Annotated in this window: 19 protein-coding genes; 5 read left to right on the forward strand and 14 right to left on the reverse strand. The window is 73.8% G+C overall.

Annotation, left to right across the window (positions count from 1 at the left end):
* Positions 1-20: 20 nt before the first annotated feature.
* Both Ade02nite_RS03785 and Ade02nite_RS03790 read right to left on the reverse strand, forming a co-directional pair.
* Entirely contained in the window at positions 21-686 is a 666-nt protein-coding gene (locus Ade02nite_RS03785; RefSeq protein WP_203760080.1) for a hypothetical protein, read from the reverse strand.
* Between the two features lie 2 nt (positions 687-688).
* The gene (locus Ade02nite_RS03790) at positions 689-2722 is read right to left on the reverse strand and encodes a glycosyltransferase family protein (RefSeq protein WP_203760081.1); all 2034 of its coding nucleotides are present in this window, start codon (positions 2720-2722) and stop codon (positions 689-691) included.
* A 148-nt stretch (positions 2723-2870) separates the two neighbouring features.
* Between Ade02nite_RS03790 and Ade02nite_RS03795 the strand changes: the two genes are divergently transcribed.
* Positions 2871-3353: a CAP domain-containing protein gene (locus Ade02nite_RS03795; protein WP_203760082.1), complete on the forward strand. Its 483-nt coding sequence runs from the start codon at positions 2871-2873 to the stop codon at positions 3351-3353.
* On the opposite strand, the gene Ade02nite_RS03800 is transcribed toward Ade02nite_RS03795, so the two are convergent.
* From Ade02nite_RS03800 to Ade02nite_RS03815, 4 genes are read right to left on the reverse strand one after another with little or no spacing between them, the layout of a single operon-like run.
* Entirely contained in the window at positions 3347-3754 is a 408-nt protein-coding gene (locus tag Ade02nite_RS03800) for a hypothetical protein (protein ID WP_203760083.1), read from the reverse strand. The two genes, Ade02nite_RS03795 and Ade02nite_RS03800, sit on opposite strands and share 7 nt — an antisense overlap.
* A gap of 37 nt (positions 3755-3791) precedes the next feature.
* Positions 3792-5360, reverse strand: a complete 1569-nt coding sequence (locus tag Ade02nite_RS03805; RefSeq protein ID WP_203760084.1) for a hypothetical protein — start codon at positions 5358-5360, stop codon at positions 3792-3794.
* Between the two features lie 30 nt (positions 5361-5390).
* The gene (locus Ade02nite_RS03810; protein WP_203760085.1) at positions 5391-6011 is read right to left on the reverse strand and encodes a hypothetical protein; all 621 of its coding nucleotides are present in this window, start codon (positions 6009-6011) and stop codon (positions 5391-5393) included.
* The gene (locus Ade02nite_RS03815; protein WP_239168500.1) at positions 6004-7998 is read right to left on the reverse strand and encodes a glycosyltransferase; all 1995 of its coding nucleotides are present in this window, start codon (positions 7996-7998) and stop codon (positions 6004-6006) included. Before Ade02nite_RS03815 ends, Ade02nite_RS03810 begins: the two co-directional genes overlap by 8 nt.
* Before the next feature lie 92 nt (positions 7999-8090).
* On the opposite strand from Ade02nite_RS03815, the gene Ade02nite_RS03820 reads away from it, so the two are divergent.
* Positions 8091-10244 carry a glycosyltransferase family 2 protein gene (locus tag Ade02nite_RS03820; RefSeq protein WP_203760087.1) on the forward strand — a complete coding sequence of 718 codons (2154 nt, stop codon included), beginning with the start codon at positions 8091-8093 and terminating at the stop codon, positions 10242-10244.
* A 156-nt stretch (positions 10245-10400) separates the two neighbouring features.
* Here the strand turns inward: Ade02nite_RS03820 and Ade02nite_RS03825 are convergent, their stop codons facing one another.
* The 7 genes from Ade02nite_RS03825 to ftsY form a co-directional block, all read right to left on the reverse strand.
* Positions 10401-11402, reverse strand: a complete 1002-nt coding sequence (locus Ade02nite_RS03825; RefSeq protein WP_203760088.1) for a class I SAM-dependent methyltransferase — start codon at positions 11400-11402, stop codon at positions 10401-10403.
* A 1276-nt stretch (positions 11403-12678) separates the two neighbouring features.
* The gene (locus Ade02nite_RS03830) at positions 12679-15108 is read right to left on the reverse strand and encodes a glycosyltransferase family A protein (RefSeq protein ID WP_203760089.1); all 2430 of its coding nucleotides are present in this window, start codon (positions 15106-15108) and stop codon (positions 12679-12681) included.
* Between the two features lie 40 nt (positions 15109-15148).
* Positions 15149-17413: a [protein-PII] uridylyltransferase gene (locus Ade02nite_RS03835; protein WP_203760090.1), complete on the reverse strand. Its 2265-nt coding sequence runs from the start codon at positions 17411-17413 to the stop codon at positions 15149-15151.
* A 9-nt stretch (positions 17414-17422) separates the two neighbouring features.
* The gene (locus tag Ade02nite_RS03840; RefSeq protein WP_203760113.1) at positions 17423-17761 is read right to left on the reverse strand and encodes a P-II family nitrogen regulator; all 339 of its coding nucleotides are present in this window, start codon (positions 17759-17761) and stop codon (positions 17423-17425) included.
* 35 nt (positions 17762-17796) lie between these two features.
* Complete coding sequence (locus tag Ade02nite_RS03845; RefSeq protein ID WP_275409869.1) at positions 17797-19167, reverse strand: ammonium transporter; 1371 nt, start codon at positions 19165-19167, stop codon at positions 17797-17799.
* 249 nt (positions 19168-19416) lie between these two features.
* Positions 19417-20220 carry a phosphotransferase gene (locus Ade02nite_RS03850; RefSeq protein WP_239168501.1) on the reverse strand — a complete coding sequence of 268 codons (804 nt, stop codon included), beginning with the start codon at positions 20218-20220 and terminating at the stop codon, positions 19417-19419.
* Positions 20221-20265: 45 nt separating this feature from the next.
* A complete protein-coding gene (gene ftsY, locus Ade02nite_RS03855) occupies positions 20266-21447 on the reverse strand; it encodes a signal recognition particle-docking protein FtsY (protein ID WP_203760091.1) in 1182 nt (393 codons plus the stop codon).
* A gap of 118 nt (positions 21448-21565) precedes the next feature.
* Between ftsY and Ade02nite_RS03860 the strand changes: the two genes are divergently transcribed.
* Genes Ade02nite_RS03860 through Ade02nite_RS03870 form a run of 3 tightly spaced genes read left to right on the forward strand, consistent with a single transcriptional unit; the run spans position 21566 to position 24290 of the window.
* Positions 21566-23236, forward strand: coding sequence for an alkaline phosphatase D family protein (locus Ade02nite_RS03860; protein WP_239168502.1), 1671 nt, complete (start codon positions 21566-21568; stop codon positions 23234-23236).
* Positions 23233-23751: a DinB family protein gene (locus tag Ade02nite_RS03865; RefSeq protein ID WP_203760093.1), complete on the forward strand. Its 519-nt coding sequence runs from the start codon at positions 23233-23235 to the stop codon at positions 23749-23751. The genes Ade02nite_RS03860 and Ade02nite_RS03865 overlap by 4 nt, the downstream gene beginning before the upstream one ends.
* On the forward strand, positions 23748-24290 hold the full coding sequence (locus tag Ade02nite_RS03870) for a hypothetical protein (RefSeq protein ID WP_203760094.1): 543 nt from the start codon (positions 23748-23750) through the stop codon (positions 24288-24290). Before Ade02nite_RS03865 ends, Ade02nite_RS03870 begins: the two co-directional genes overlap by 4 nt.
* A 37-nt stretch (positions 24291-24327) precedes the next feature.
* Here the strand turns inward: Ade02nite_RS03870 and Ade02nite_RS03875 are convergent, their stop codons facing one another.
* On the reverse strand, positions 24328-24939 hold the full coding sequence (locus Ade02nite_RS03875) for an HAD family hydrolase (RefSeq protein WP_203760095.1): 612 nt from the start codon (positions 24937-24939) through the stop codon (positions 24328-24330).
* Position 24940 lies beyond the last annotated feature (1 nt).

Genomic DNA, 24940 nt, shown 5'->3' on the forward strand with positions numbered 1-24940 from the left:
CCGGACCCGGAGGTTGCGATTTACCGCAGCAGTTCGGCGAGCGTGGGCGGCCGCGAGCGGTCCACGATGATCGTGCGGACCGTGTCGTGGTCGCGGTAGAGCCGCGACAGCCGCTCGGAGAGCACGTCCTCCCACGGCCGGTCGGGCCGGTGCCGGTCCCAGGTGGCCCGGTCCGGCAGGTATTCGAGCAGCACGCCCTGGTCGCGCAGGGGCGCGAAGGACGGGCAGTCGGTCACCACCACCGGCCGGTGGTCCGGGCTGACGAGCAGCCGCTGGCGCAGCGTCAGCACGAAGTCGCGCACCCCGTCCGCGTCCATGCCGATCACCACGTAGAGGTGGACCGGCGGCCGGGCGGCGGCGACGGGTGCGCGGCCGGGTCCCGGCACGGGACGCGCTCCGGCGGCACGCGGGCGGCTCACCCGGCGCAGCACCGCACGGGTCAGCCGGGGCAGCGTGCCCACCGGATCCCGCAGCAGCGACACCAGGCCGAAGCCGAGCCGATAGGACTCGCTGCCGCGCAGGCGATCGGCACGCTTGCGCTCCCGATCCCGTTCCTGGCGGTACGCCTCGGCGAGCCGGCGTTCCTCGACGAGTCGCGCCTCGAGCGAGCGGAGCCGGCCGGCCATCGCGGCCAGCTCCCAGCGGGCGCGCTCCATCGCGTCGAGCGGCACCACGGTCCTCTGCATGCTCAGCCCCTCACCCGGGCCGTGAGCCCGCTCAGCCAGGCGGCGGCCGCCGCCGCGCCGTTGCCGAACGTCAGCTCCGCGCAGCGCCGGCGCAACGCGGCGCGCACCTCCGGGCGCACCGCGGCGTCCAGCACCTGGTCGAGCTCGGCCGAGGCCGGGTCCTCGACGGTGAGCGCGACTCCGGCGGCGTCCGCGTAGCGGGCCCGGCCCACCTGGTCGTCGAGCGCCGCCCGCCGGTCGGGCACGAAGACCGTGGCCACGCCGGACGCGAGGTGCTCGTGGTACGCCTGATAGCCGGCCGTGCTGACGGTGAGCTCGAACGCCCGCAGGAAGCGGCCGATCGGGTGCGGCTGGACGATCCGCGCGCCGGCGACCGACGGCATCGGGGTGGCGGCGACGGGCGACTCGGCCAGCACGAGCTGGAAACCGTGCCGCCGCAGGTGCGCGGCGATCCGCTCGATCGCCTCCGGATGCTCGGGGGCGAGCCGCAGCAGCGCCGCCGGGCGGTCGTCGAGCCGCAGCTCGGCGCGCGCCCGGGCCGCGTCGAGCAGCTCGCCGGCGTCGAGGCCGGTGATCGGGCCGACCCGGTGGACGCGGGAGCGCTCGGCCACGGTCGGCCCGTCGTCGGCGAGCGCGGCGAACTCCCCGGGCTCCAGGACGTGCTCGAAGGCCCGGCCCGCCGCCATCCACTCGGCGCCGGCCCCGCGCGGCCACATGGCGCGGCGCATCCACACCCAGGTGACGCCGGGATGGTCGCGGACCGCCCGGACGATGCCCTCGTACGGCAGGCCGTCGACCACCACCACCTCCGGCGCGTACAGGTCGACGAGGTGCGCCAGCCGGTCGCGCAGCAGCCGGGTCCAGCGCGGCTCCGGGACGCCGAGCGCCTCGCGGGACGGGATGTACTCGGTGAGGAAACCCTCCCGGTGGGCGATCGGCGCCTCGGAGGACTGGGTGACCACGACCGCGGCCAGGCCGGCGGGGAGGCGCCGGGCGACGGCCAGCAGCAGCGAGAGGTCGTCCTCGGCGGCCATCAGGATCCGGCGGGGCCCGGCCGGCGCGGCCGGGACGAGCTCGCGGCGCGGGCCCGGGACGTTGATGCGCGGGCGGATGCCGTAACGGGCGAGGCGCACGAGGTGGGAGCGATGGCCGTAGTGCCGCTCGGCGAACTCGCGGGCCCGGTCGACCACGGCCCGGTAGCGCTCGGGGTCCGCGTAAACCTCGCGGACGAGCGCGGGTACGCCGTCCGGCGGCGAGTGCAGGGCGGCCCCGGCGAGGAACGGGCGCAGGTGCTCGCCCACGATCACCGGCACCCCGGCGGCCATCGCCTCGAGCGCGGAGCGGGAGAAGGTCTGCTGGAAGTCGACGAGGAAGTCGACGGTGCGCAGGAACTCGTCCGGCAGCTCGGCACCGAAGGGCACCGCCTCCCACTGCGGGAACGGCGAGGTGTCACCCAGCCACCGGACCCGCAGGTCGCCCAGGTCGACCGGGAAGGGCCCGCGCAGCCCCACCACCGGCTCGTCGCCGACGAAGCCGTCGCGGTCGCGCCACCAGTGCGCCACGTCGATGATCTCGTGCCAGTCGTCCGGGTCGATCCGTGCGTCCGGGGCGACCCGCAGCAGCTGCTCGCGCGCCCGCGGGCCGGCCGGCGCCCACGCCGCCTCGGCACCGAAGCAGTGCCGGGCCTGCTCGTAGACGGCCGGCTCGGCGGGTGGCCGGTCCGCCACGAGAACGGTGCGCTCGGCCCGTACGGACAGCGCGGCGGGGCGCGTCCACGGGCGCCGGACCACCAGCAGCCGCGCGGCGACCGGCTGGTCGTCGCGGGCGAGCGTCGCGGCGCCGGCGCGCAGCAGGTCGCTGATCCGGTGGCGGAAGCCCAGGGGCCCGGCCGGCTGCTGCGGCGCGGGCACGTGCACGAGCACGGTGCTCAGCGCCGCCTCGGCCTGGGCGTGCACCTCGGCGGCGAGGGCCGCCGACGCGGCGCCGGGCTGCCGGAAGTCGGCGAGAACCGCCACGTCGTACACGGTCACGGGCATGACCTGATCAACGAGCGGTGAACCGTCCGGCAACCGAAGCGCGCCGCGACCGCACCCATCCAGCGGTAATCGTCACTGGAATCGGGCCGAACTATGACGGTGAACCCGGCGGTAGCAGCCGACCGGGGCACCTACCGAAAGGCAGTCGATGCGCTCCTCGATCACCAAGCGTCTGGCCCTGATCGCCATGATCCCCGCCACCCTCTTTGCGATCGTTGCGCTCGCGTCGCCCGCCAACGCCGCCGTCAGCACCACCCAGCTGGCCGCCGACATCGTCACCCTGACCAACAAGCAGCGCGCGGCGAAGGGCTGCAAGGCCGTCCGCGTCGACGCCCGCCTCGCCAAGGCGGCCGCCGGGCACAGCGCCTACATGGCCCGCGGCGGCGCGTTCAGCCACACCGGCGCCCGCGGCTCGAGCTTCGTCACCCGCGTCAAGGCGGCCGGCTACACCCGCCCGCTGAGCGAGAACATCGCGTACGGCTACCGCACCGCCACCGACGTCGTCAAGGGCTGGATGGCGAGCCCGGGCCACCGCGCCAACATCCTCAACTGCAAGGCCGCCACGGTCGGCGTCGGCGTGGTCTACGCCGCGAACGGCAACCCGTACTACACCCAGAACTTCGGCTACTGACCGATCGTCTCGAGGGCCTCACCGTCTCCGGTGCGGCCCTCGACGCGTTGGGCCAGCTCCTCGATGTCGCGGCGCTGGGCGGCGAGGGTGTCGGTGACCTCCTGGTGGCGGTCGCCCGAGTGGAGCAGCAGCTCCTCGACCGCGCCGAGCACCCGGCGCTGGGTCTGGTCGAGCACGGCCCGCAGGTCGGCCTGCGCCTTGCGGTGGGACCGCTGCAACGCGGCGAGCCGCCGGACGAGCAGCAACAGCAGGCCGAGCAGGACGGCGAAGAAGAGCCCGAGAACCGTGAGCGCGACGCCGACATAGCCGGTCAGCGCGGCACCGGCGACCGCGGCGCAGAGCACGGCGGCCCCGGCGAGGAGGCTCGCCTGGCGTCGTGTCAGGTTGCGCAGCCGTCGCATCGCTCTCCCTTCGTCCCCCTCGTCAACGCGACGGCCCTCAGCGGGTTACGCCCGGGCAGAACGGCACGCCGGCCCGCTGCTCGGTCGCCACGCTCAGCGCGGCGTCGAAGCGGCGCAGCGACTCCGGATAGATGGCGGCGAACTCCGTCCGCAGGGCGCAGCGCCGCCGCTCGCCGGCCGGGGTGCGGTCGAAGTCGGCCATCTCCACGGCGATCCGGTCGTAGAGCCGGGCCGGCACGCTCGCCATGACCGTGTCGCGCTGCCGCTTGTTGGCCGCCGCCGACACCGCCGTGGCGCCGGCCAGCACCACCACGGCCGCGACCAGCACCCACCGTCGCCGCCGGGCGGCGAGCAGCAGCGCGGCCACGACGATCAGGCCGCCCGCCGTGGTGGTGACCGCCGAGTCGCGCCAGCCCAGGCCCCACACGGTCATCCGCTGCACGTCGGCGTTGAGCGAGCCCATGCCGGCACCGAGCAGCACGGCGGTCACCGCGACGACCGCGAGCGCCGCAGCCGGGCGCCGGTCCACAGCGGACAGGCGGGGCAGATCGCGCAGCGCGTGCCGGGCGAGCGCGGCCAGCACCACGACGGCGGTGACCAGCACGACGCCGAACAGCCACGGGCGCGGGCTGCCGCCACGCACGGCCGCCTGCCACAGCAACGGCGGCAACCACGCGATCGCCCGTACCGGCAGGGCCTCGAACGTCTCCGGGCCGAACTGCACGTCCGAGCCGCGGTAGCACCGGCCGGTCGCGCAATAGCGGTGGATCACCACCCGTACGGCCAGGAAGACCGGAAGGAAGCCCACCCAGAGCAGGCCCACGGCCTTCGCGGCAGCGGAGGCGACCATCTGGCGCGGGCCGTGGCCGAGCACGAGGTGGCCGCGGGCGAGCACGGCCACGGTCGCGAGCGGCGGCGCCAGATAGGCGATCTCGTTGAACGCGGCGAGCGAGGCCCCGCCGAGCGCGAGCAGCGGCGCCCACCAGAGCCGGAGCTCCACGAGGCGGCACAGCGCCGCGGCGACGCCCAGCACCAGGGCCGCGGACGCCAGATAGAGCCCGCCGAAGAGCACGATCGGGCTCGACCCGCCGGCCGCCACGAAGCCCGCCGCCACCGCGAACGGCACCACCGCGGCGGCGCTCGACGGCGGCCGCGCGAAGAGCTGGCCACGCGACACCACGCTCTCCACCAGCAGCAGGGCGACCACGCACAGCAGCACGGCCGAGACGAACGAGACCAGCCGGAACGCCACGTTCGCCGGCAGGCCGAGCACGTCGCCCAGGGCGTACGCGGCCAGGTCGAGCGCCTTCTCGAGCATCCGGCCGAAGAGCCGGAAATTGCCCAGCCGCAGATAGCCCGGCAGCGAGTCGACGGTGTGCGGCACGATCGCGAGCGGGTTCTCGCGGAAGAGCCCGCCGTGCCAGTAGATGTTGAACCGGTGATCGCGGCTCGGCGTCAGCGCGACCAGCGGGGCGAGCACCGGCAGCGGCACCAGCGCCGCCCGCAGCAGGGCACGCCGCCAGAGCGCGCGGACCGGCGGCCCTTCGACCACGAAGCGCATGGCTACGCGCGGGGCGGGCGGGGCATCGACCGTGGGGGCACTCATGACATCGCCAACGATCGGTCTTGCTCCCGATTACGCGGCGGCCTCCAGCAGGCGCGCCAGCGTCGGCGGATCGCGGGGGTCGACGACCACCGCCCGGTCCGCGCGGTGGTCGCGGCAGAGCTGCGCGATCCGGCCCGCGAGCAACGCCTCCCAGCCGTCGCCGGTATCGTGCCGCGACCAGGTCTGCGGGTCGGGCAGATACTCCAGCACCACGCCGGGCACCCGGAGCCCGTGCAGCGACGGCTGGTCGGTCACCACCACCGGCAGGTGGTCGGCGTCGACCAGGATCCGCTGCCGCAGGGCCCGGATCAGCGCGTGCGAGGCGGGCCGGGAGAGCCCGATCGCGACGTAGACCCGCGCCGGCACGGGCTGCGACGCGAGCCGCTTGCGGCCGGCCGGCGGCGGTGTGGCCCCGCGCAACCGGCGGGCGGCCCGGCCGGCGATGGTGGGACCGAAGCGCACCGGGTCGCGGGCCAGGTCGACCAGGGCACGGCCGAGCCGGTACGAGCGGCTGCGGCGCATCGCCAGCACGATCTCGCGGTGCCGGTCGCGCTCGCGCACGGCCGCGTCGCGCTCGTCCTCGACGCAGCGCAGCCGCCCGGTCAGCGTGGCCACCTGCCAGCGGGCCAGGGCGAGTTCCGGCTCATCCAACGGGTGCCTCCACTGTGGTGTGTCGGAGCAGCCAGGCAGCGGCGTCCCCGGCGCCGTTGCCGAAGGAGATCTCCGCGCAGCGCCGGCTCAGCGCCTCGCGGGCCTCGCGGGCGGCCAGCCGTTCCAGGGCCTCGGCCGCCTCGTCGTCGCTCGTCGCGCAGACCGCCACCCCGGCCGCCGCGGCGAACCGGGCCCGGGCCAGCTCGTCGTCGCCGGCCGCCGGGTCGGGCACGAAGACGGTGGGCACGCCGGCGCCGAGCAGCTCGTGGAAGCTCGTGTAGTCGGCGCGGGAGACGGCGAGCGCCACTTCGCCCAGCCCGTCGGGGCCGGCCTCGACCGTGCGGAAGCCGGGCAGGGTCGCCTCGACGCCGCGGCAGAGCAGGGTGCGCTCACGGGTCCGGCGCGGGCGCCGCGGCGGCAGGTCGGTGATCGGGTCCACTGTGCTCACTCCGGCGCGCGCGGTGGTGGTCCACCCCTCGTCCCCGGCGGCGGCGAACTCGCCCGGTTCGAGGATGCCGGCGAAGAGCGCGCCGCGGGCGGCCCATTCCCCGCCGGTGCCGCGCTTCCACATCGCGGGGCGCAGCCACAGCCAGCGCGGCCCGGCGTTGCCGGCGATCGCGGCGGCGATGCCGTCGTGGGGCACGCCGCCGACGAGCACAGCCTTCGGGCCGTACAGCTCGATCAGGTGCCGCAGGCGGTCGCGGACGAAGCCGGCCCAGCGCTCGTCGGAGACGCCCAGTTCGCCGGCGGCCGGCAGATACTCGGTGAGCAGCCCGGCGGCGTGCGCCTGGGGCAGGCTGGCCGACCCGGCGACGACGACGGCCTCCACGTGCGCGGGGAGGCGTCGGGCGATGGCCCGGAACCGCGCGATGTCGTCGGCCACGAAGAGCACCCGCCGCGCCGGGCGGGACGTCGCGGCGGCCGTGACCCGTTCGCGCCTTTCCCGGCCCGGCATCACACCGAGGGACGCGAGGCGGGCGATGTGCGACGCGTTGCCGAAGTGCTCGCTGACGAAGCTCCGGGCGCGGCGCACCACGGCGTCGTAGGCGGGGCGGTCCTTGTGCAGGCGACGGACCAGATCCCGTACGCCCGAAGCGTCGGTGTAGAGCGCGGCGTCGCCGAACACCGCGCGGAAGTGCGGCCCGGCGATGACCGGCACGCCGGCGGCCATCGCCTCCAGGATCGTGCGGCCGAAGCCCTCCACCAGATCGCGGTCGTGGAAGTAGACGAAGAAGTCGAGCGTGGCGAGGAAGTCGCGGGGCGACTCGGCGCCGAAGTCGGCCACGTCCCAGTTCTCCGGCCGGCGGCCGAGACGCTCCACGGCGATCTCGCCGCCGCCCAGGACGCGCACCCGCACGTCGGGCGAGTCCGGGTACGCCTGGAGCAGCTCGCCCGGATCGCGGGGCCACTTCACCGGGTCGGGGCGGCCGTGCCGGCCGATCACCGGCGGCGCGCCCGGCTCGCGGCGGCGCTCCACCTGCCAGTCGGCGACGTCGATGATCTCGTGCCAGTCGGTGTCGGGCAGGGCGGCCCGCGGCGCGACGGTGTCGCGGATGCGCGCGCTGATCGGCGCCCAGACGACGCCCGCGCCGAAATATCGCTCGACGCGCTCGCGGACCTCGTCGAAGACGTAGTAGCGCTCGGGGTCGCTCGCGTCGCCCGGCGCCTGGTTGAGCACGACGATGGTGTGGTCCGCGCGGACCACGGGCGGCCGCGCCAGGTCCGCCGTGAAGATCCGCGGCTGGCGGATCAGCAGCACCTTCGCCTCGGTCTCGGACCCGTCGTCGTGCGCGAGGTCGGCCAGGCCGTCGCGCAGGCAGGCGACGATGCGCGACTGGAACGGGCGGGCGTGCCGCAGGTGCGGGGACGGCACGTGGATCAGGACGGTTCTCAGGCCCGCCGCGGCCTGCGCCCGCACCTCGGCCACGATGCTCGCCGAGTTGCCGCCCGGGTACCGCAGGTCGGACAGGATGGCGACGTCGTACACGGCTGGGTCAACGACGCGCCCCAACAGGGCGATACGGACAATTCGCCCGAGTCGTTCATGGTGGAGAAGGCACCACCGAGGAGGCTCCCGCCATGCACCCGCTCGCCGTCGCGGCCCTTCAGGCCCGATCCGTCGCCGCGCGAGCGCCGCTCGAACGGGTCGCCGCCGACCCCTTCGCCGTCGGCGAGCTCGCGCGGGTGATCGCCCTGCAGAACCTGCGGCCCGACGACCGGTCCACGGCGCTCGGCATGCTGGACAAACTGCGGGCCCTCGGCACCGTCGAGCCCGCCCATCAGGGGCTGCACTGTCAGCTCGCGTACGCCTCGGGCGACCACGCGCTGGCCGGGGCGCTGCTCGGCTCGTACGCGGACGTCGCACCGGGCATCCGCACGGCGCTCGGGCTCGATCTGCGCAACCCGTACGCGGGCGGCAGCGGCCACGGGTGGAGCCTCGCCGAGCTCATGCCCTCGGTGTCGATCGCCGACGGCACCGGGCCGCCCCTCGATCGGGTGACCACCCGGCCGATCCAGCGCACCGGGCACCCGCGGCGCATCACGTCGATCGTCACCACGTACCAGCCGGATCAGAGCCTGCTCACCGCCGTCCGCTCGCTGGCCCGCCAGACCTGGACCAACCAGGAGATCCTCGTGGTCGACGACGGCTCGCCGGCGTCGTTCCAGCCGGTGCTGCGCGCGGCCGGCGCGATCGACCCGCGCGTCCGGGTGATCCGGATGGTGACCCGGGGCGGCCCGTACGTGGCCCGCAACGCCGGCCTGGACGCGGCCACCGGCGACTTCGTGACCTTCCAGGAAACCGGCGACTGGTCCCATCCGCTGCGGCTGGAACGGCAGGTGGCGCCGCTCCTCGCCGACGACGCGCTCTTCTCGACCACCTCGGCCGGCGTCCGGGTGACGCCCGAGCTCGTGCTGACCCGGGTGGGCGAGGACGACGTCCGCTCATACCACCTGTCGTCACTGATGATGCGGCGCGAGCCGGCGCTGCACCGGCTCGGCCGTTTCGAGCCGATCCGCTCGGGCGCCGACGCCGAGTACATCGCCCGGGCCCGCGCGGTCCTGGGGTCGGCGGCCACGCGCCACCTGAACGATCCGCTCGCCCTTGTCCGGCCGCCGGACGCGGACCACCCGGCGCTCCGGTCGTACCGGTCGGCGTTCCGGGCCCGGCACGCGGCGGGGGACGGCCGCTGCGCGGTTCCGCGCCGGCTGCGGGGCGAGACCGGGGCGCAGGCGTACGACGTGGTGCTCGCCGGCGACTGGACGCGAGCCGGCGGCGCGGGCACCGCCGGGGTCGGGCAGCTGAGGGCGCTCGCGGCCCGCGGCCTGCGCGCGGCGCTACTCCAGCTCGACATGCTGGCGAACCTGCGCGAAGGACCGCAGGACCTCGACCCGGTGGTGCAACACCTGATCAACTCGGGCGACCTGACCCAGGTCGAGCTCACCGACGACGTGCGCACGCGGCTGCTGGTCGCCCGGACGGCACGGGTCCTCCAGCACGCGCCGGACCTGCCCAGCGGCGTCCGCGCCCAGCGCGTCGTGATCGAGGACGCGACGGTCTCCGAGGCGGCGGCCTCGGCCGCGCACCGGCTCTTCGGCAGGCGGCCGCTGTGGGCCCCCGCGGGCCCGGACGGCCGGCGGCGCCTCGAAGCCGGCAACGACCTCGCGACGCTCGACCTGCCCGGCACGCTCGACGCCGGGCAGTGGCGCCTGGACCGCCGCGGGCCGCGCGCCGACCGTCCCGTCGTCGGCCGCTACTGCCGGGGCGGCCGGGCCGAGTGGCATCGCCTGCGCGACGAGCTGCCGGACACGGGGCGCATGGACGTACGCCTGCTCGACTCGGCCGGCACCGCGGGCCCCTCGTTCGGCCGCTTCGGCCCGCCGCGAAGCTGGCTCGTCTACGGCCCCGGCGACGTCAGCCGGCGCTCGTTCCTCTACCAGATCGATTTCTACCTGCACCTGCCCCCGGCGGAGGTGCCCGCCGACCCCGACCCGGACGTGCTCGCCGCGCTGGCCGCCGGCTGCGTCGCGGTGCTCCCCTACCGATACGCCGACGCCTTCGGCGACGCGGCGGTCTACTGCGATCCCGCCGAACTGCTCGACACGGTACGGATGTTGCACGGCAACCGCCGAGCGCTGCGCGACCAGGGCCGCCGGGGTTCGGACTTCGTCCGCCGAAACCACGCCCACGAGCTGTACGCCGACCGCATCGCCCGATTGGCAACGCAGGCGTGACCGTCCGGCACCCCCCGGAATCGTCAACCGGCCCGGCACGCAACCGATTCATACAGGCGGGACGGCCCCCGCCGGCCCGCGCGGCAGGTGCCCCCCGCACCGAGGCTGCGACCGCGACCCCGCCGTTCCCCCTGCGGCGGGGTCGCGCTGTCTTCCTCACGCCCTCTGCTTCACCGCGATCGTCGACTGTGGATACTCCAGCGACATCCAGCGGCCGGGCAACGGGCGCTGAACCGTGAGCCCGTAGGCGTGGCGCGGATCCTCGTCGACCACCACCGCGCCCCGCACGGCGAGCCGCCGGCCGAGCACATGCAGCGCCGGCGTGAGCGCGTCCGACCGCGCCGGGGCGAGCGTGGCGTCGACGACGAGCAGATCGACCTCGTGCAGGCCGTCCAGGGCGTCGACGTCGTACCAGTCGACCGTGCGCCCCTCCACGCCGAGCTCGGCGACCGGCGCATGCCGCACCTCCACCGCCGCGAGACCGTGCTCGACGATCAGCGTCGCGGTCCGGCCGGCCCGGGCCTTGTCGTGCTCGACCACGACGAGGCGCCCACCGCGCAGCTCGGCCGCATAGCCCAGCCAGATCGTCGAAGGCCCACTGCCGAGCGCCACGGTCAGCCCAGGCGCACGCCCACGGGCGACATGCACGAGGCCGAGAAGGTCGGTAGGCGTCAAACTCGCCCCGGCCGGCATGGGCGCCCGCGGCGTCACCCACTGGAAAAGCTGAACCAGGGCCTCGATCTCCCGGCTCTGCTCCCGGAGAAGAAGCTCGGCCCCCCGCCCGGTGAGCCGCTCGGTGCGAGCCAGCAACTCGGTCAACTCCAGATGCCGGTCACCGGCGGCCAGCCGCTCCTTCTCCACCGAGGCGATGACCCGTCGTTGCAGCTGCTCCACAACAAGACGCAGATCCCGTACGGCCGCCTGCGTCGCCCTGTTCCCACCGGCGATCCGCCGCGAAAGATGAATGACCCCGGCGAGAACGGTGGCAAGCAGAAGCGCAAGCAGGCACATGGCCACAGCACCCTGCCCGAAGACCGCCGCCACAGCGACCCCAGCCGATCCGGCAAGCACCACAGCGATGCCGGCCAGCTGACGCCGGGAGAGGCTGGCGGCGTATCTGCGGGCGCGGGGGCGCAGCTTTCGCCTGAGGAAATCCATGGTGGGCCACACATCGGGGGTAACGCGGGGTGGGGGTGGGTCGTTACGCTGGGGTCTTTCTCGGTGTCCGGGCTGTGCTCCCCGATGCAGTCTGCGGGCGGCCTGCGCTCGCCGTCGCCTCACGGCCCGCATCCCACGGCCCGGCCCGCGGCACCCTCCGTCCGCCGCCCGGCCCGCGCTCGCCGTCACCTCGCGCCCTGCATCCCACGGCCCGCCCCGCGGCACCCTGCGCCCACCACCCGGCCTACGCCCACCGTCACCTCGCGCCCTGCATCCCACGGCCCGCCCCGCGGCACCCTGCGCCCGCCGCCCGGCCCACGCTCACCGTCGCCTCACGGCCCGCATCCCACGGGCCGGCCCGCGGCACCCTGCGCCCGCCGCCCGGCCCACGCTCACCGTCGCCTCACGGCCGTAACCCTTCAGACCTGTAGTCATCGCCGGGATTCGCGCCAATCCTTCTTACGGCCAGTTTCACGCACGCCCGAATTCGCAGCAATCGCATTTTTCCGCCTGCGACAGTGAAGGTTCGCGCGTCCTGGCACGTCGGCGGGTTGGCACGATCAACATCCTCCCCGAAATGGCTTTTGCATCCGCGAGGCGAGATAATTCAAGCATGCGGCAGCTCCAATTTTTCACCTCGTCTCAGCTCGCCAAGATGCGCGACCGCACAAAGGCGCGCAATTATTCTGCCGCGGGCGAGGAGTTTCGCCGCGAACACAAAAGGCACCGTGACTGGGGCCTGGCCCAGCGCCACGCCTTGCGCCTACGCCAACTCGAGCGCGAGGGCTTGAGGCGCGCCGGTCAGACGGTGCGCGCCGCCATCCCACAGGCGCGGGTTGCCCAGCCTGCCCTCACCACCCGACGGAGCGAGCCGGAGACAGTCACCACCGCGCCACCCAGGTCAGGTCCACCCACGTCCGCGCCGCCAAACCCAAGGCCAGCCACGTCCGCGCCGCCCCACCCGCAGTCAGCCACACCCGCGCGACCCAACCCGCGGCAAGGCACGCCCGCGCCGCCAAGCCCGAGGTCGGTCACGTCCGCGCCGCCCGGCCCGAGGCCCGTTCACTCCGCGCCGCGGGCGCGCGCCATGCCGCCATGCCCGGCGACCGCAGCGCCCGAGTCCGGTGGACCCGTCTCACCCGACAGCCCGGCCGGCAAACCGGACCCTGCGCCGCCGGCCCTGCGGCACCGGACCATGTCAGCCATTTCGGCGCCGCCTCAAACCGCCACCGAGTCGACTCCGTCGCGGCAATTCCTGTTCAGGTCGGCGATGACATCAGGCTACCGCAATGGGCAACAATTGGCGGACCCATTCGACGAAGGCCTCCGGCTTGTTCGCATTCGCCACGACCGCTCTGGCCCTTCGGCTCTGTTCGGCGAAAAGGGCCGGGTCGGCGCGATAGCGGGCGATCAGCGGCTCGACTTCGGAGCGCGTGCAATAGACGGCCGCGTCGCCGTAGAAGGGGGCATACCGAGAGGGCATCACCACGACGCAGCCGGTCTGGGCCGCCTCCAGGGCGGGGCGGCTGTACCACTCGGCCGACTCGCGGGGTGGGAAGTGCAAGTAGAAGTCGAGCTGGTGCAGGAAGGGCCGCGAGCCCAGGTCCGCCGGGACGTAGCCGAGCCATGTGGGGCCGAGCGGCACGGAGATCTCGTTCGCGGGGCGGTCGGGCAGTCTGACCCGTACGTCCGCTGTGGGGAGGCGGCCGAAGACCGCCAGCCTGTCCGCGGCGTCGGGGGGCCAGCAAGCCGTGTCGCAGAGGTCTGTGCCGACGATCGCGGGGCCGGGGGCGGCGGTGGTGCGGTCCGCCACCCAGCCCGACGGGGCCAGGGTGATGGGCAGGTTCTCCTCGTGCGCCTGCGTGGGCAGGTGGGCTCGGACGCCGTCGTCCTGGGGGATCCAGAGCGGGTCCGCGCCGAAGAGGCGGTGGGCTGCCTCCGTGCACATCGCCGGGTCGTAGCGGTGGTCTGTGCCGTCGGCTCGGGTGGGGGCCCGGTCGGCTACCACGATGGTTCGGGCGGCGCGGAGGGAGCTTCTGTGCTCGGCTGTGAACTGGAGGACCGCCGCCTGGCGGACGATCAGCAGGGCGGTCTCCACGGGCTCATCCGGCGTGAGGTGGTCGACGACGCCCTCGTTGATCAGGTCCTGGACCGGGGCGGAGGCCGCGATGCGGCGCTGGTGGACCGCGCGCAGCGAGTCCAGGTGCAGGAGCGCCACCCGCAGGCCGGCGGCCGCCAGGGCGCGCAGTTCGTCGAGGGCCGTGCGCTGGGTGCTGTCCAGGAAGCGCCAGTCGGCGACCATCACCACGTCGTAGCTCTTGTCGCGGACCGTGCCCAGCAGGTGGTCGGGGGCGGGGAACGGGCGGTCCGCGCCGTCCGCGGGGCGGTAGGCGCTCGCCCTGCGGGTGGCGATGAGCTGGTGGTGGCGCTGGTAGGCCGACATGTAGGCGGTGCGCGCGGGGTGCATCCAGTGCGCGCGGATCTCGGCGCGGGAGAGCGAGCCGGCCGACAGGCGGATCAGGGCCAGGGGCCTCGATTCGATGTGCCGTACCCGGGCCGCGCCGAACGCCGCCTGGATGCGGCCGATGTACTCGGAGTCTGCGGCCTTGCGGAGCCGGTCGAAATAGCCCACCGTACGCAGGACCGTGCCCCTCCTGATCAGCAGCGACGACGGGTTGAGGCGGCCGCTGCGCACGCCGGGGCGGGTGCACAGCAGCTGGTCGGTGACCGCGAGACCGTCCGATGTGGTCGCCACCAGGCGCCGGTCGTCGATCAGGGGCTGCACCTGGTGTTCGAGGCGGCGCGGATGCGACCAGTCGTCGGAGTCCTGGAACGTGGCGAACTCGCCGCCCGCGGCGTCCAGGCCGGCGTTGCGGGCGGCGTACGTCCCGGCGTTGATCGGCATCTTGAGCAGGCGCACCCGGTCGCCCAGCGCGACCGCCTCGGCCAGGATGTCGTCGAACTCCGGCGGCGAGGCGTCGTCGACCAGGATCACCTCGGTGTTGGCCCAGCTCTGCGCGAGGATCGAGCGCACCGCGGTGAGGAGGCCACGATCCGGGCGGTACGAGGTGACGATCACCGAGACGCGATGCGGCCCCTCGATCCTGTCGACGGGCGCCGGCACCAGCCGGTCGAACGGCGTCAAGTCCGACTCGGCCAGCGTGAACGCCGGTGTGGGAAGCAGCGCCCCGAACGCCGCGAGCCAGGGCTCCGCGGGAAGGCCGGCGTCGGCGGCGAACGGGTTGAGCAGATCCGCCATCAGCCCCTCGCGGGCCGGCTCCCCGATCTTGCGGTAGCGCCGCATCAGCTTGCGCGCCCGGGCCGGCCCCTCGCAGGCGAGCGCCAGCTGAGCGTGCAACACCTGGTTGGCCGGGGACAGCGCCCGCGACCCCAGCGCCCGCCGCGCCAGCTCGAAAAGCGCCAGCGCGTCGTCCGTCTCCTCCTGGAGGGCCATGCAGTGCGCGACCGCCGCCACCAACGGCGGATCGATGGTGCGGCGCAGGCGGCGCAACCACCGCCGGTCGCCCCGCCGTGCCGCCTCCAGCAGCTCGTCCAGCGTGCCGTGCGGGCCCAGCGCCGCCCGCGCCAGCAGCAGCCGCGCGTCGAGCGAACGGTTGCGGACGGCCGTGGCGGTCAGCGCCAGGCGCAGACGGGAGCCGGCCGCCGTCACATGATCGTCGAGCAGGCCGGGAGGGTGCTGCGGCATGCCGGGACCAACGCCCACACCAGGGCACCGGTGACGGGCCTCAGACGGCCGCCAGCACGGCCGCGCCCACCCGGTCCCGTTCGGCCTGGTCGGCCCACGAGCCGACCAGGTAGAACGCGTCCACCACGTCGCCGCCCAGCGTCGAGATGCGGGCCGCCCGCACGTCCGCGCCCGCCTCGTCGAGCGCCGTGGCCACCCGGTAGAGCAGGCCCGCCGAGTCCGCCGCCCGCAGCTCCAGGATCGCCGCGTCCGTGGCCGCCCCGCGCTGCCACACCACCCGGGGCGAGGCCGTGCCGCCGCGGGCGCTCATCGCCCGCGCCCGCACCCGCTGGGTCACCGACACGTCGCCCGCCGCCACCCGGCGCAGGTCCGCCGCGAGCGCCACCGGGTCGTACGGGCTGCCGTAGCGCGGCTGCGTGAAGAACTCCACGATCGCCCTGTTGCCCACCGTCGCGGTGTTCGCGCCCACCACGTCGAGCCGGTGCATCGCCAGGCACGCCGCCACCTGCCCGAGCAGGCCCCTGCGGTCGGCCGCGGCCACCGCGACACGATCGCCGTCCAAGTGCACGGCCGGCAGGTCGCCCTCGAGCAGCTCCGGGTCCGGCTCCGGCGGCTCCGGCAGCCCGCCCGTGTCCAGCCGCGTGTGCACCCGGCTCACCAGCTCGGCCATCAGCCGGCCCTTCCAGTCCGACCAGGCGGCCGGCCCGGTGGCCCGCGAGTCGGCCCGGGCCAGCGCGTGCAGCAGGTCGAGCGTGGCCGCGTCACCGACCGCCTCGGCCACCGACGAGATGGTCTTCGGGTCGCCCAGGTCGCGCCGGGTCGCCACGTCGGGCAGCAGCAGGTGCAGCCGGACCAGCTTCTCGACGGTCGCCACGTCGGCCGGTGGCAGGCCGATCCGGGCGGCCATCTCGGCGGCGATCGGCGCACCCACGATGCTGTGGTCACCGGGCAGGCCCTTGCCGATGTCGTGCAGGAACGCGCCGATCAGCAGCAGGTCGGGGCGTTCCACCTCGCGGGTGTAGGCGCTCGCCTCGTACGCCGCCTGCACCAGGTGGCGGTCGAGCGTGTACCGGTGGATCGGGTGGTGCTGCGGCAGGCTGCGCAGCCGCGCCCACTCGGGCAGCCAGGCGTCGGTGAGCGCGTACCGGTCGCAGGTCTCCCAGGTGGGCAGCAGCCCGGGGCCGGAGCCGAGCAGCGAGACCAGGGCGGCGCGCGCCTGCGGCGGCCACGGGTTGGGCAGCGGCGGGCAGAACGCGGCCAGCCATTCGCTGGTGGCGCGGGCGATCGGCAGCCGCACGGTGGCGGCCGCGGCGGCCACGCGCAGGGAGAGGCTGGGGTCGGGCACCGGGCCGATGGCGGTGCGGGCCAGCACGAGCTCGCCGTCCTGCTCCACCACGTCGCGGGCGACCGGCCGGCGGTTCGGCACGCCCGCGGGCAGACCCCGGCGGCGTCCGCGCAGCCGGTCCGCCGCGCGCCAGGCGTCGTCCAGGGCATGGGCGATCGTACGGGCGTCGCCCGCGACCCGGCGCAGCAGCGCGTCGCCGTCGTCGAGCTCGAGCAGGTCGGCGACCGCCGCCCGCTCCTGGGCGACCAGCCGGTCGACCCGGCGGCCCACGGCCAGGTGCAGCGCGTCGCGCGTGTCGAGCACCCGCAGGTTCGCCGCGCGGACGGCCGGGCGCATCGTGTCGGCGACCCCGGCACGGCCGATGGCGCGCAGGATGGTCACGTCGCGCAGCCCGCCGGCCGCCTCCTTGAGGTCGCCCTCGAGCAGGAAGGCGAGCTCGCCGTGGCTGGCCCAGCGGGCGGTGGTCAGGTCCTTGAGCTGGGGCAGCAGCCGCACGGCGGTGCGCCGCCACTGGTCTGAGGCGGCCGCGATCAGCTCGGCGCTCAGGGACGCGTCGCCGGCGATGTGCCGGCAGTCGAGCAGGCCGAGCGAGACCTTGACGTCGTCGTGCGCGACCGACAGCGCCTCCGGCAGCGTGCGCACGGAGTGGTCGAGGCCGAGCCGGGCGTCCCAGATCGGATACCAGAGCGAGGAGGCGATCCGGTCGATGCCGGCCGCGCCGTTGTGCAGGAGCACGAGATCGAGATCGCTGTACGGGGCGCAGTCGCGCCGCCCCAGGCCGCCCACCGCGACGAGGCTGACGCCGGGCAGGTGGGCGGGGAAGAGCTCGGTGAGCCAAGCGTCGAGCGCCGCGGCCCGTTCATCGCGGGCCGCGGCGCCGATGTGCTCGCGAAGCTTGGCCGGCGAGCCGCCGACGGGCACCGAGGGTGGCGCCGGCGGCTCGCTGGTCATGCGTGTCATGTGGTCAGCTCAGAGCGCGTCGAGGCCGCGCTCGCCGGTGCGGACCCGGATCACCTCGTCGACAGTGGTGACCCAGACCTTGCCGTCGCCGATCTTGCCGGTCTTGGCGGCGGTGACGATCGCGTCCACGATCTTGTCGACGTCGATCTCGTCGGTCACCACCTCAACCTTGATCTTCGGCAGGAACTCGACCGTGTACTCGGCTCCCCGGTACACCTCGGTGTGACCCTTCTGCCGCCCGTAGCCCTGCACCTCGCTCACGGTCAGGCCGGTCACGCCGAGGGCGTGCAGGGCCTCCTTCACCGCGTCGAGCTGGTACGGCTTGATGACCGCGGTCACCAGCTTCATGCTCAGTCCCTCTCTCGGAGCAGTCATGGTCGAATCTAACCGGCGACCTTCTGGCTGGCGTCGGCCTTGCCGTCGGCGTCGACACCCTGGCCCGGCTTGAGGCCGGCCATGGCGAAGGCGCCGCCCCCGCCGGAGCCCGCGGCGGGCGTGAGGTCGTACCCGGTCTCGCCGTGGTCCGCGATGTCGATGCCGCCGACCTCGGCCTCCTCGCTGACCCGGCCGAGCTTGATCGCCTTGAGGATCAGGGCGAGCACGAGGGCGATCACGAAGGAGTAGACCGAGACGGCCGCGCTGCCGACGAACTGCCGGCCGAGCTGGGTCAGGCCGCCGCCGTAGAACAGGCCGTTCTCGCCGCCGAGGACCTCGGTCATGGCGCCGTTGACCTGGGTGGTGGCGAAGAAGCCGATCGACAGCGAGCCGATCCAGCCACCGACGAAGTGAACGCCGACGACGTCGAGCGAGTCGTCGTAGCCCAGCTTGTACTTCAGGCCGACGGCCAGGGCGCAGACCGCGCCGGCGATGAGGCCGATGAGGCCGGCCGGCAGCGGGGCGACGAAGCCACAGGCCGGGGTGATGGCGACCAGGCCGGCGACCGCGCCGGAGGACGCGCCGACGAGGGTCGGCTTGCCGTCGCGCAGCCACTCCACGACGATCCAGCCGAGCAGCGCCGCCGCGGTGGCGACCTGCGTGTTGACGAAGGCAACACCCGTGGTGCTGTCGACGGTCAGCTCGGAGCCGGCGTTGAAGCCGAACCAGCCGAACCAGAGCAGGCCGGCGCCGAGGGCCACGAACGGCACGTTGTGCGGGCGCATGTTCTCGCGCGGCCAGCCGATGCGCTTGCCGAGCACGATCGCGACCGCGAGGGCCGCCGCACCGGCGTTGATGTGCACCGCGGTGCCACCGGCGAAGTCGAGCGCGTGCAGCTGCGCGCCGATCCAGCCGCCGCCCCAGACCCAGTGCGCGACCGGGACGTAGACGATGGTGAACCAGCCGATCGCGAACAGGACCCAGCCGCCGAACTTGAAGCGGTCGGAGAGTGCGCCGCTGATCAGGGCGACGGTGATGATCGCGAACATCATCTGGAAGGCCATGAAGACGTAGACCGGGATGCCGGTCTCGCCCCAGATGTCGCCGGCCCAGCTCGTGCCGGTGCCGAAGTACTGCGTGAAGCTGCCGATGAACTTGTTGAGGCCGTCGCTGTCGTTCGCGCCGAACGCCAGCGTGAAGCCGTAGAGCACCCAGAGCACGGACACCAGTCCGATGCTCGAGAAGCTCATCATCATCATGTTCAAAACGCCCTTGGACCGGTTGAGGCCACCGTAGAACAGCGCCAGACCCGGAGTCATGAGCAAAACGAGCGCAGACGACAGGAGCAACCAGGCGGTATTGCCGGTGTCGATCTCCACGCTGCCTCCTCTCGGAATGAAGGTGTCCTCCCACACGACCCACAGAGCTGCGTCGCCCCTCGGCCGGTTGATGACGGGAGCCTTCCGCTCCGCTGTTTCACGCACGGTCTACGCGCGATTTCCGGCACGTGACGGGTTGTTTCGTACGTGTGAAGAAACTCTCACAGCCCGTTCGACAAACGTGCTTGAACAGGCACAATTGCCACCGAAAATCGGACAGCGAAGGTCAACCGTATTGTTGACGGCCGATCAACGAAGCGCGTATTCGAGGGTGTGGCGCTCGTAATCGAGCAGCCGGAGATCGCGCATCGGGCGCCGCAGATGACCCTTGTGCACGATGCGCACGAAGGCCGGGTCGCCCGCCGCGGCCATCCGCCGGATGCCCTCGACGTGGTCGACGATGCGCTTGCGGATCGTGCGCACGAGGCGGTGCCGGTCGCGCGGGATCAGCCCGTACGCGTCGGCGAACAGCCGCAGCCGGCGCGGCCTGTTGGGCCTCTTCCACCCCAGCGTGTACGAGTCACGGTCGCTGAACAGGGGCACCCAGGTCCACGCCGCGTAGGCCACGTCGTAGATGCGGGCACCGGGCGACGCCAGGTCGAAGTCGATGAGCGCGAGGGTGCCGTCGGGCCGCCAGACCACGTTGTGCGGCGCGGCGTCGTGGTGGCAGATCACCTCGGTGTCCGGCGGGGGCGGGCCGAACGAGCGCCACACCGCGTTGGGCGGCGGGACGAAACCGTACTGCGCGTCGTGGAACATGCGCAGCATGGTCGCGACGGTGACCAGGGCCTCCTCGGTCACCCAGTGCGGGGCCAGGGGATATTCGCCGCACTCCCCGTCGAGGTACGAGAGGACCTCGCGGCCCTTCTCGTCCATGCCCAGGGCGTGCGGCGAGCCGGTGAAGCCGACGCGCTCGAGGTGGTTGAGGAGCCCGTGCACGGCCGGGGTCCACGGGCCGGCGTTGCGCCGCACGGTGTCGCCGACGCGCGAGACCGTGCTGACGTTGCCGCCGTGGAGCGGGATCTCCCGCACCGGCTCCTGCGTCACCAACATCCTCCCCGCACCACAACGGCCCCGCGCCGTACGTCTCCCCCGAGACTACGCGGCACCGCCAAGCAGCGCCTCGACGAAGGCGGCCGGCTCGAAGGGCGCCAGGTCGTCCGGCCCCTCGCCCAGACCCACCAACTTGACCGGAATGCCCAGCTTGCGCTGGACGGCGATGACGATTCCGCCCTTCGCGGTGCCGTCGAGCTTGGTCAACACCACACCAGTAACGTCCACCACTTCGGTGAAGACCCGCGCCTGCTCGAGTCCGTTCTGCCCGGTTGTGGCGTCGAGGATCAGCAGCGTCTCGTCGACCGGGCCGTGCTTCTCGACGACCCGCTTGACCTTGCCGAGCTCGTCCATGAGGCCGATCTTGTTTTGCAGCCGGCCCGCGGTGTCGATCACCACGGTGTCGACGCCGGTCTCGATGCCGCGCTTGACCGCGTCGAAGGCGACGCTGGCCGGGTCGGCGCCCTCGGGCCCGCGCACGGTCTCGGCGCCCACCCGCTCACCCCAGGTGGCGAGCTGCTCGGCGGCGGCCGCGCGGAAGGTGTCGGCCGCGCCGAAGAGCACGCTGCGGCCGTCGGCGATCAGCACCCGGCCGATCTTGCCGCAGGTCGTGGTCTTGCCGGCGCCGTTGACGCCGACCACCATCATCACGCCCGGCCGGCCGTCGTGCGGCGCGGTCTTGAGGCTGCGGTCGAGGTCGGGCTCGAGCGCCGCGGTCAGCTCCTCGGCGAGCTGCTCGCGCACCTCGGCCGCGGTGCGGCTGCCGAGCACGCGCACCCGCTCGCGCAGCCGCTCGACGATCACCTGGGTCGCCTCGACGCCGACGTCCGCCGAGATCAGGGTGTCCTCGATCTCCTCCCACGCGTCCTCGTCGAGGTGATCGCGGGAGAGCACGCTGAGCAGGCCGCGGCCGAAGATGTTCTGCGAGCGCGACAGCCGGGCACGCAGGCGCACCAGGCGGCCCGCGGTCGGCTCCGGCCGCTCGATCTCCGGCTTCTCCTCGACCGCCGGCGCGGGCTTCTCCTCGACGATGAGCGGCGGCAGCTCCTCGTCCCGCACGGGTGGGACGACCACCGGGGGCGCTTGCTCGTCGACGGTGGGCTTCTCGAGAGTGGTCGTCCCGCCCTGCGGGGGCAGCTCCCGGCGGCGCATGCGCGGCACCACCAGACCGACCGCGCCGGCGATCAGGACGACAAGCAGGATCACTGCGGCGACCACGTATTCCATGCCGAAATCCTGACAGATGCGCCGTCTGCCCGTGGCGTCGGCCGTGCACTGGCGGCCCGTGGCGCTCGTGCAGCAAGATGGGACGCCCCCACCCCTCCAGCGAAGGACCCCCACCCCGGTGACTGCTCACCTGCTCATCGGCCCGCTGCTGCGGCGGGTCGCCGGAGATCGCGCCACCATCTGGGTGGAGACCACCGAGCCGGCCGTCGTGCGGGTCGAGGCCGAGGGCGGCGGTTCCGGCTCCGCGGCGACCTTCTCGGCGTACGGGCACCACTACGCGCTCGTCGTGGTCGAGGGCCTGCGCCCGGGTGCGTCCAGCTCGTACCAGGTGCTCCTGGACGATCGTGTGGTCTGGCCCTCGGCCGAGTCGACCTATCCGCCGCCCGCGATCCACACGCGTCCCGCCGACGACGACACCGAGCCGGTCCGGCTGATCTTCGGCTCGTGCCGCGAGGCCACGCCGCACGCGACGGGCCGCCGCCTGCCGCCCGACGCGCTCGACGCGTACGCCCGCAGGCTGATGCGGGATCCGCAGAACCCGGAGCTGCGTCCCGACCTGATCGTCCTGCTCGGCGACCAGGTGTACGCGGACAAGACGTCGGCCAAGGTCCGGCGCTTCCTGCGGCGCCGCCGCGCGTCCGGCCACGACGGCCCCTCCGACCAGGTCGTCACCTTCGACGAGTACACCAAGCTCTACCTGGAGTCGTGGCGCGACCCCGAGGTGCGCTGGCTCTTCGCCACCGTCCCCACGATCATGATCTTCGACGACCACGAGATGATCGACGACTGGAACACGTCGGCCTCGTGGCGCGCCGACATGGGCGCCCAGTCGTGGTGGACCGAGCGCATCACGGGCGGCCTGGCCTCCTACTGGGTCTATCAGCACCTCGGCAACCTGAGCCCCGACGAGCTGGCGACCGACCCGCTCTATCAAAAGGTCACCACGGTTGACGACGCCACCGACCTGCTGCACGAGTTCGGCCGCTCGCTCGACACGGGCGAGCAGCCGTACCAGTGGAGCTATGCCCTCGACATCGGCCGCACCCGGCTGGTGATGCTCGACAACCGGTGCAGCCGCGTCCTCACCCCCGGCCGCCGCGAGATGCTGCCCGCCGAGGAGTGGAACTGGTTCGTCGACCAGGCGCACGGCTCGTACGATCACCTCGTCGTCGGCTCGTCCCTGCCCTGGCTGATGCCACCCGCGATCCACCACCTCGAGGCGTGGAACGAGCGCACCGCCGACTCCGGCAACAAGCGCGTGGCCACCGCCGCCGAAAAGCTGCGCCGCGCCGTCGACCTGGAACACTGGGCCGCCTTCGGCCGCTCCTTCAACGCGCTCGGCGAGCTCTTCCGCCGCCTCGGCGAGGGCGGCACCGGCGCACCCGGCCACCGGGTCGGCGCCGGCGGGGCCTACGCGGCGCCGGCCTCGATCAGCGTCCTCTCGGGCGACGTCCACCACTCGTACGTGGCCGAGGCCGACTTCGGCCACGCCATGGCCACCCCCGTCATGCAGCTGACCTGCTCGCCGGTCCACAACCAGGTGCCCGCCGTCATGCGCCCCCTGATGCGCTTCGCCTGGTCGCGCGCCGCCGCCAAGGGCGTCCGCGGCCTGGCCCGCTCGGCCGGCGTCGACAAGCCCCACTGGCGCTGGAAACGCCTGGCCGGCCCGTACTTCGGCAACGCCATCAGCACGCTCAAGCTCGCCGGCCCCCGCGCGACCGTGCGGGTGGAAGGCACCGAAAAAGACGGCACTCTCTTCGAAGTAGCTGAGGTGACTTACCCGAGATGACCTGGACAGCCCCTGAGCCCACCCGCGTCGGCGAGCCCCTGACCGGCCCGGAGCGCCCCATGCTGCAAGGCTGGCTCGACTGGCACCGCCGGACGCTGCTCACCAAATGCGCGGGCCTGACCGCCGACCAGCTCAAGCTGGCCGCCGTCGAGCCCTCGAACCTGACCCTGCTGGGCCTGGTCCGGCACATGACCGACGTCGAGCGCGTGTGGTTCCGCTGGCGGGCGGCCGGCGACCACACCGTCGGCTCGCCCTACAACTCCGCCGACAACCCCGACGGCGACTTCGACGACGTGGCGACCGCCGACGCCGAGGCCGATCTCGCCCGCTTCGAAGCGGCCTGCGCCGATGCCGACCGCGCCGCCGCCACCCTGGACCTCGACCACGAGTTCGCGACGGCCCGCGGCCGCCGCAGCCTCCGCTGGGTCTACCTGCACATGATCGAGGAGTACGCCCGCCACAACGGCCACGCCGACCTGCTCCGCGAACGCATAGACGGCGTCACCGGCGCATGAGCCGCCACGACCCGGCCAACGACGACCCGGCGGACGGGCCTCTCGCGCGGCTGCCCGACGGCCTGATCGTGCGGCGGGCGCGCCGGAGCATGTTCACACCGGCTCCGTCGGCCATGGCGGGGCGGGGCCGGACGGCGCCCGAATCCACCCGGCGCCGGCTCCTGGGCGTCGCGATCGATCTGGCCCGCAAGGAGGTCCCGGGCATCGGGAGCAAGGGCCTGGTCCGGCGGCTGCGCCACGAGGGCTGGCCGGACGTGACCAGGTCCGAGGTGGAGGCGCTCCTGCCGCCGCCTCTTCCGGGCGCGCGAGTGCGGGCCCTGTCGGCCGTGGCCGTCCGGCGCAAGCCGGCACCGGCTCCGGTGGCGATGGGCGAGGCCGAGCTCTCCCGGCTGAGGACGGCCGCTCTCCGGATCCGCGGCGACGCCTACGGCATCACCCTCGCCCGCGTCACCCAGCGCCTGCGCGAGAACGGCTGGCCCGAGGTCACCGAGGAGCAGGTCGAGCACGCCGTGCGCCGGCCCCGGAGCTCCTGGGCCTGACCGGCAGATCCAGATCGAGGACAGCCGCTCGCCGCCGTCACTCCGGCAGGTCGAGGGCCTTGCGCAGGTATGCGACGTGCTGGGGGCCGCTCCAGCGGTAGGCGGAGAGGCCGGCCGCGCGGGCGCCGCGGACGGCCCGGTCGTCGTCGTCGACGAAGAGGACGTGCTTGGGCTGCTCGCCGATGATCTGGCAGGCGCGCGTGAAGTACTCGGGGGCCGGCTTGTGGACCTTGATCTCCCAGGAGCTGACGATCACGTCGAGCTCGCCGGTCAGGCCGAGGGCTTCCAAGTCACCGCGGAGGCGGTCGGTGGCGTTGGTGGCCAGGCCCACCTTGCGGCCCGCCGCGCGCACCGAGCGGACGAAGGCCAGGGCGTCGGGGTCGGGCTCGCCCCGGTAGGCCTGCCACTCGGCGACGGCCTCGGCGGCGTTGTCGATGGGGAGGCGCTGGGCGACCAGCTCCATCCACTCGGCGTCGGAGATCTCGCCGGCCATGGCGGGACGGTAGATGTCCCACGCCATGGCCGTCTCCAGCAGGGCGGCCGGCTTCAGGCCGTACTTGACCTCGACGGCGATCATCGGGGCCGGGTCCCAGCGGCGCAGGACGCCGTCGAAGTCGATCAGCAGGGCCCGGGCGCGATCGCGCGTCATC

Origin of the sequence: Paractinoplanes deccanensis, assembly GCF_016862115.1 — a bacterium.
In the GTDB taxonomy this organism is placed as follows: domain Bacteria; phylum Actinomycetota; class Actinomycetes; order Mycobacteriales; family Micromonosporaceae; genus Actinoplanes; species Actinoplanes deccanensis.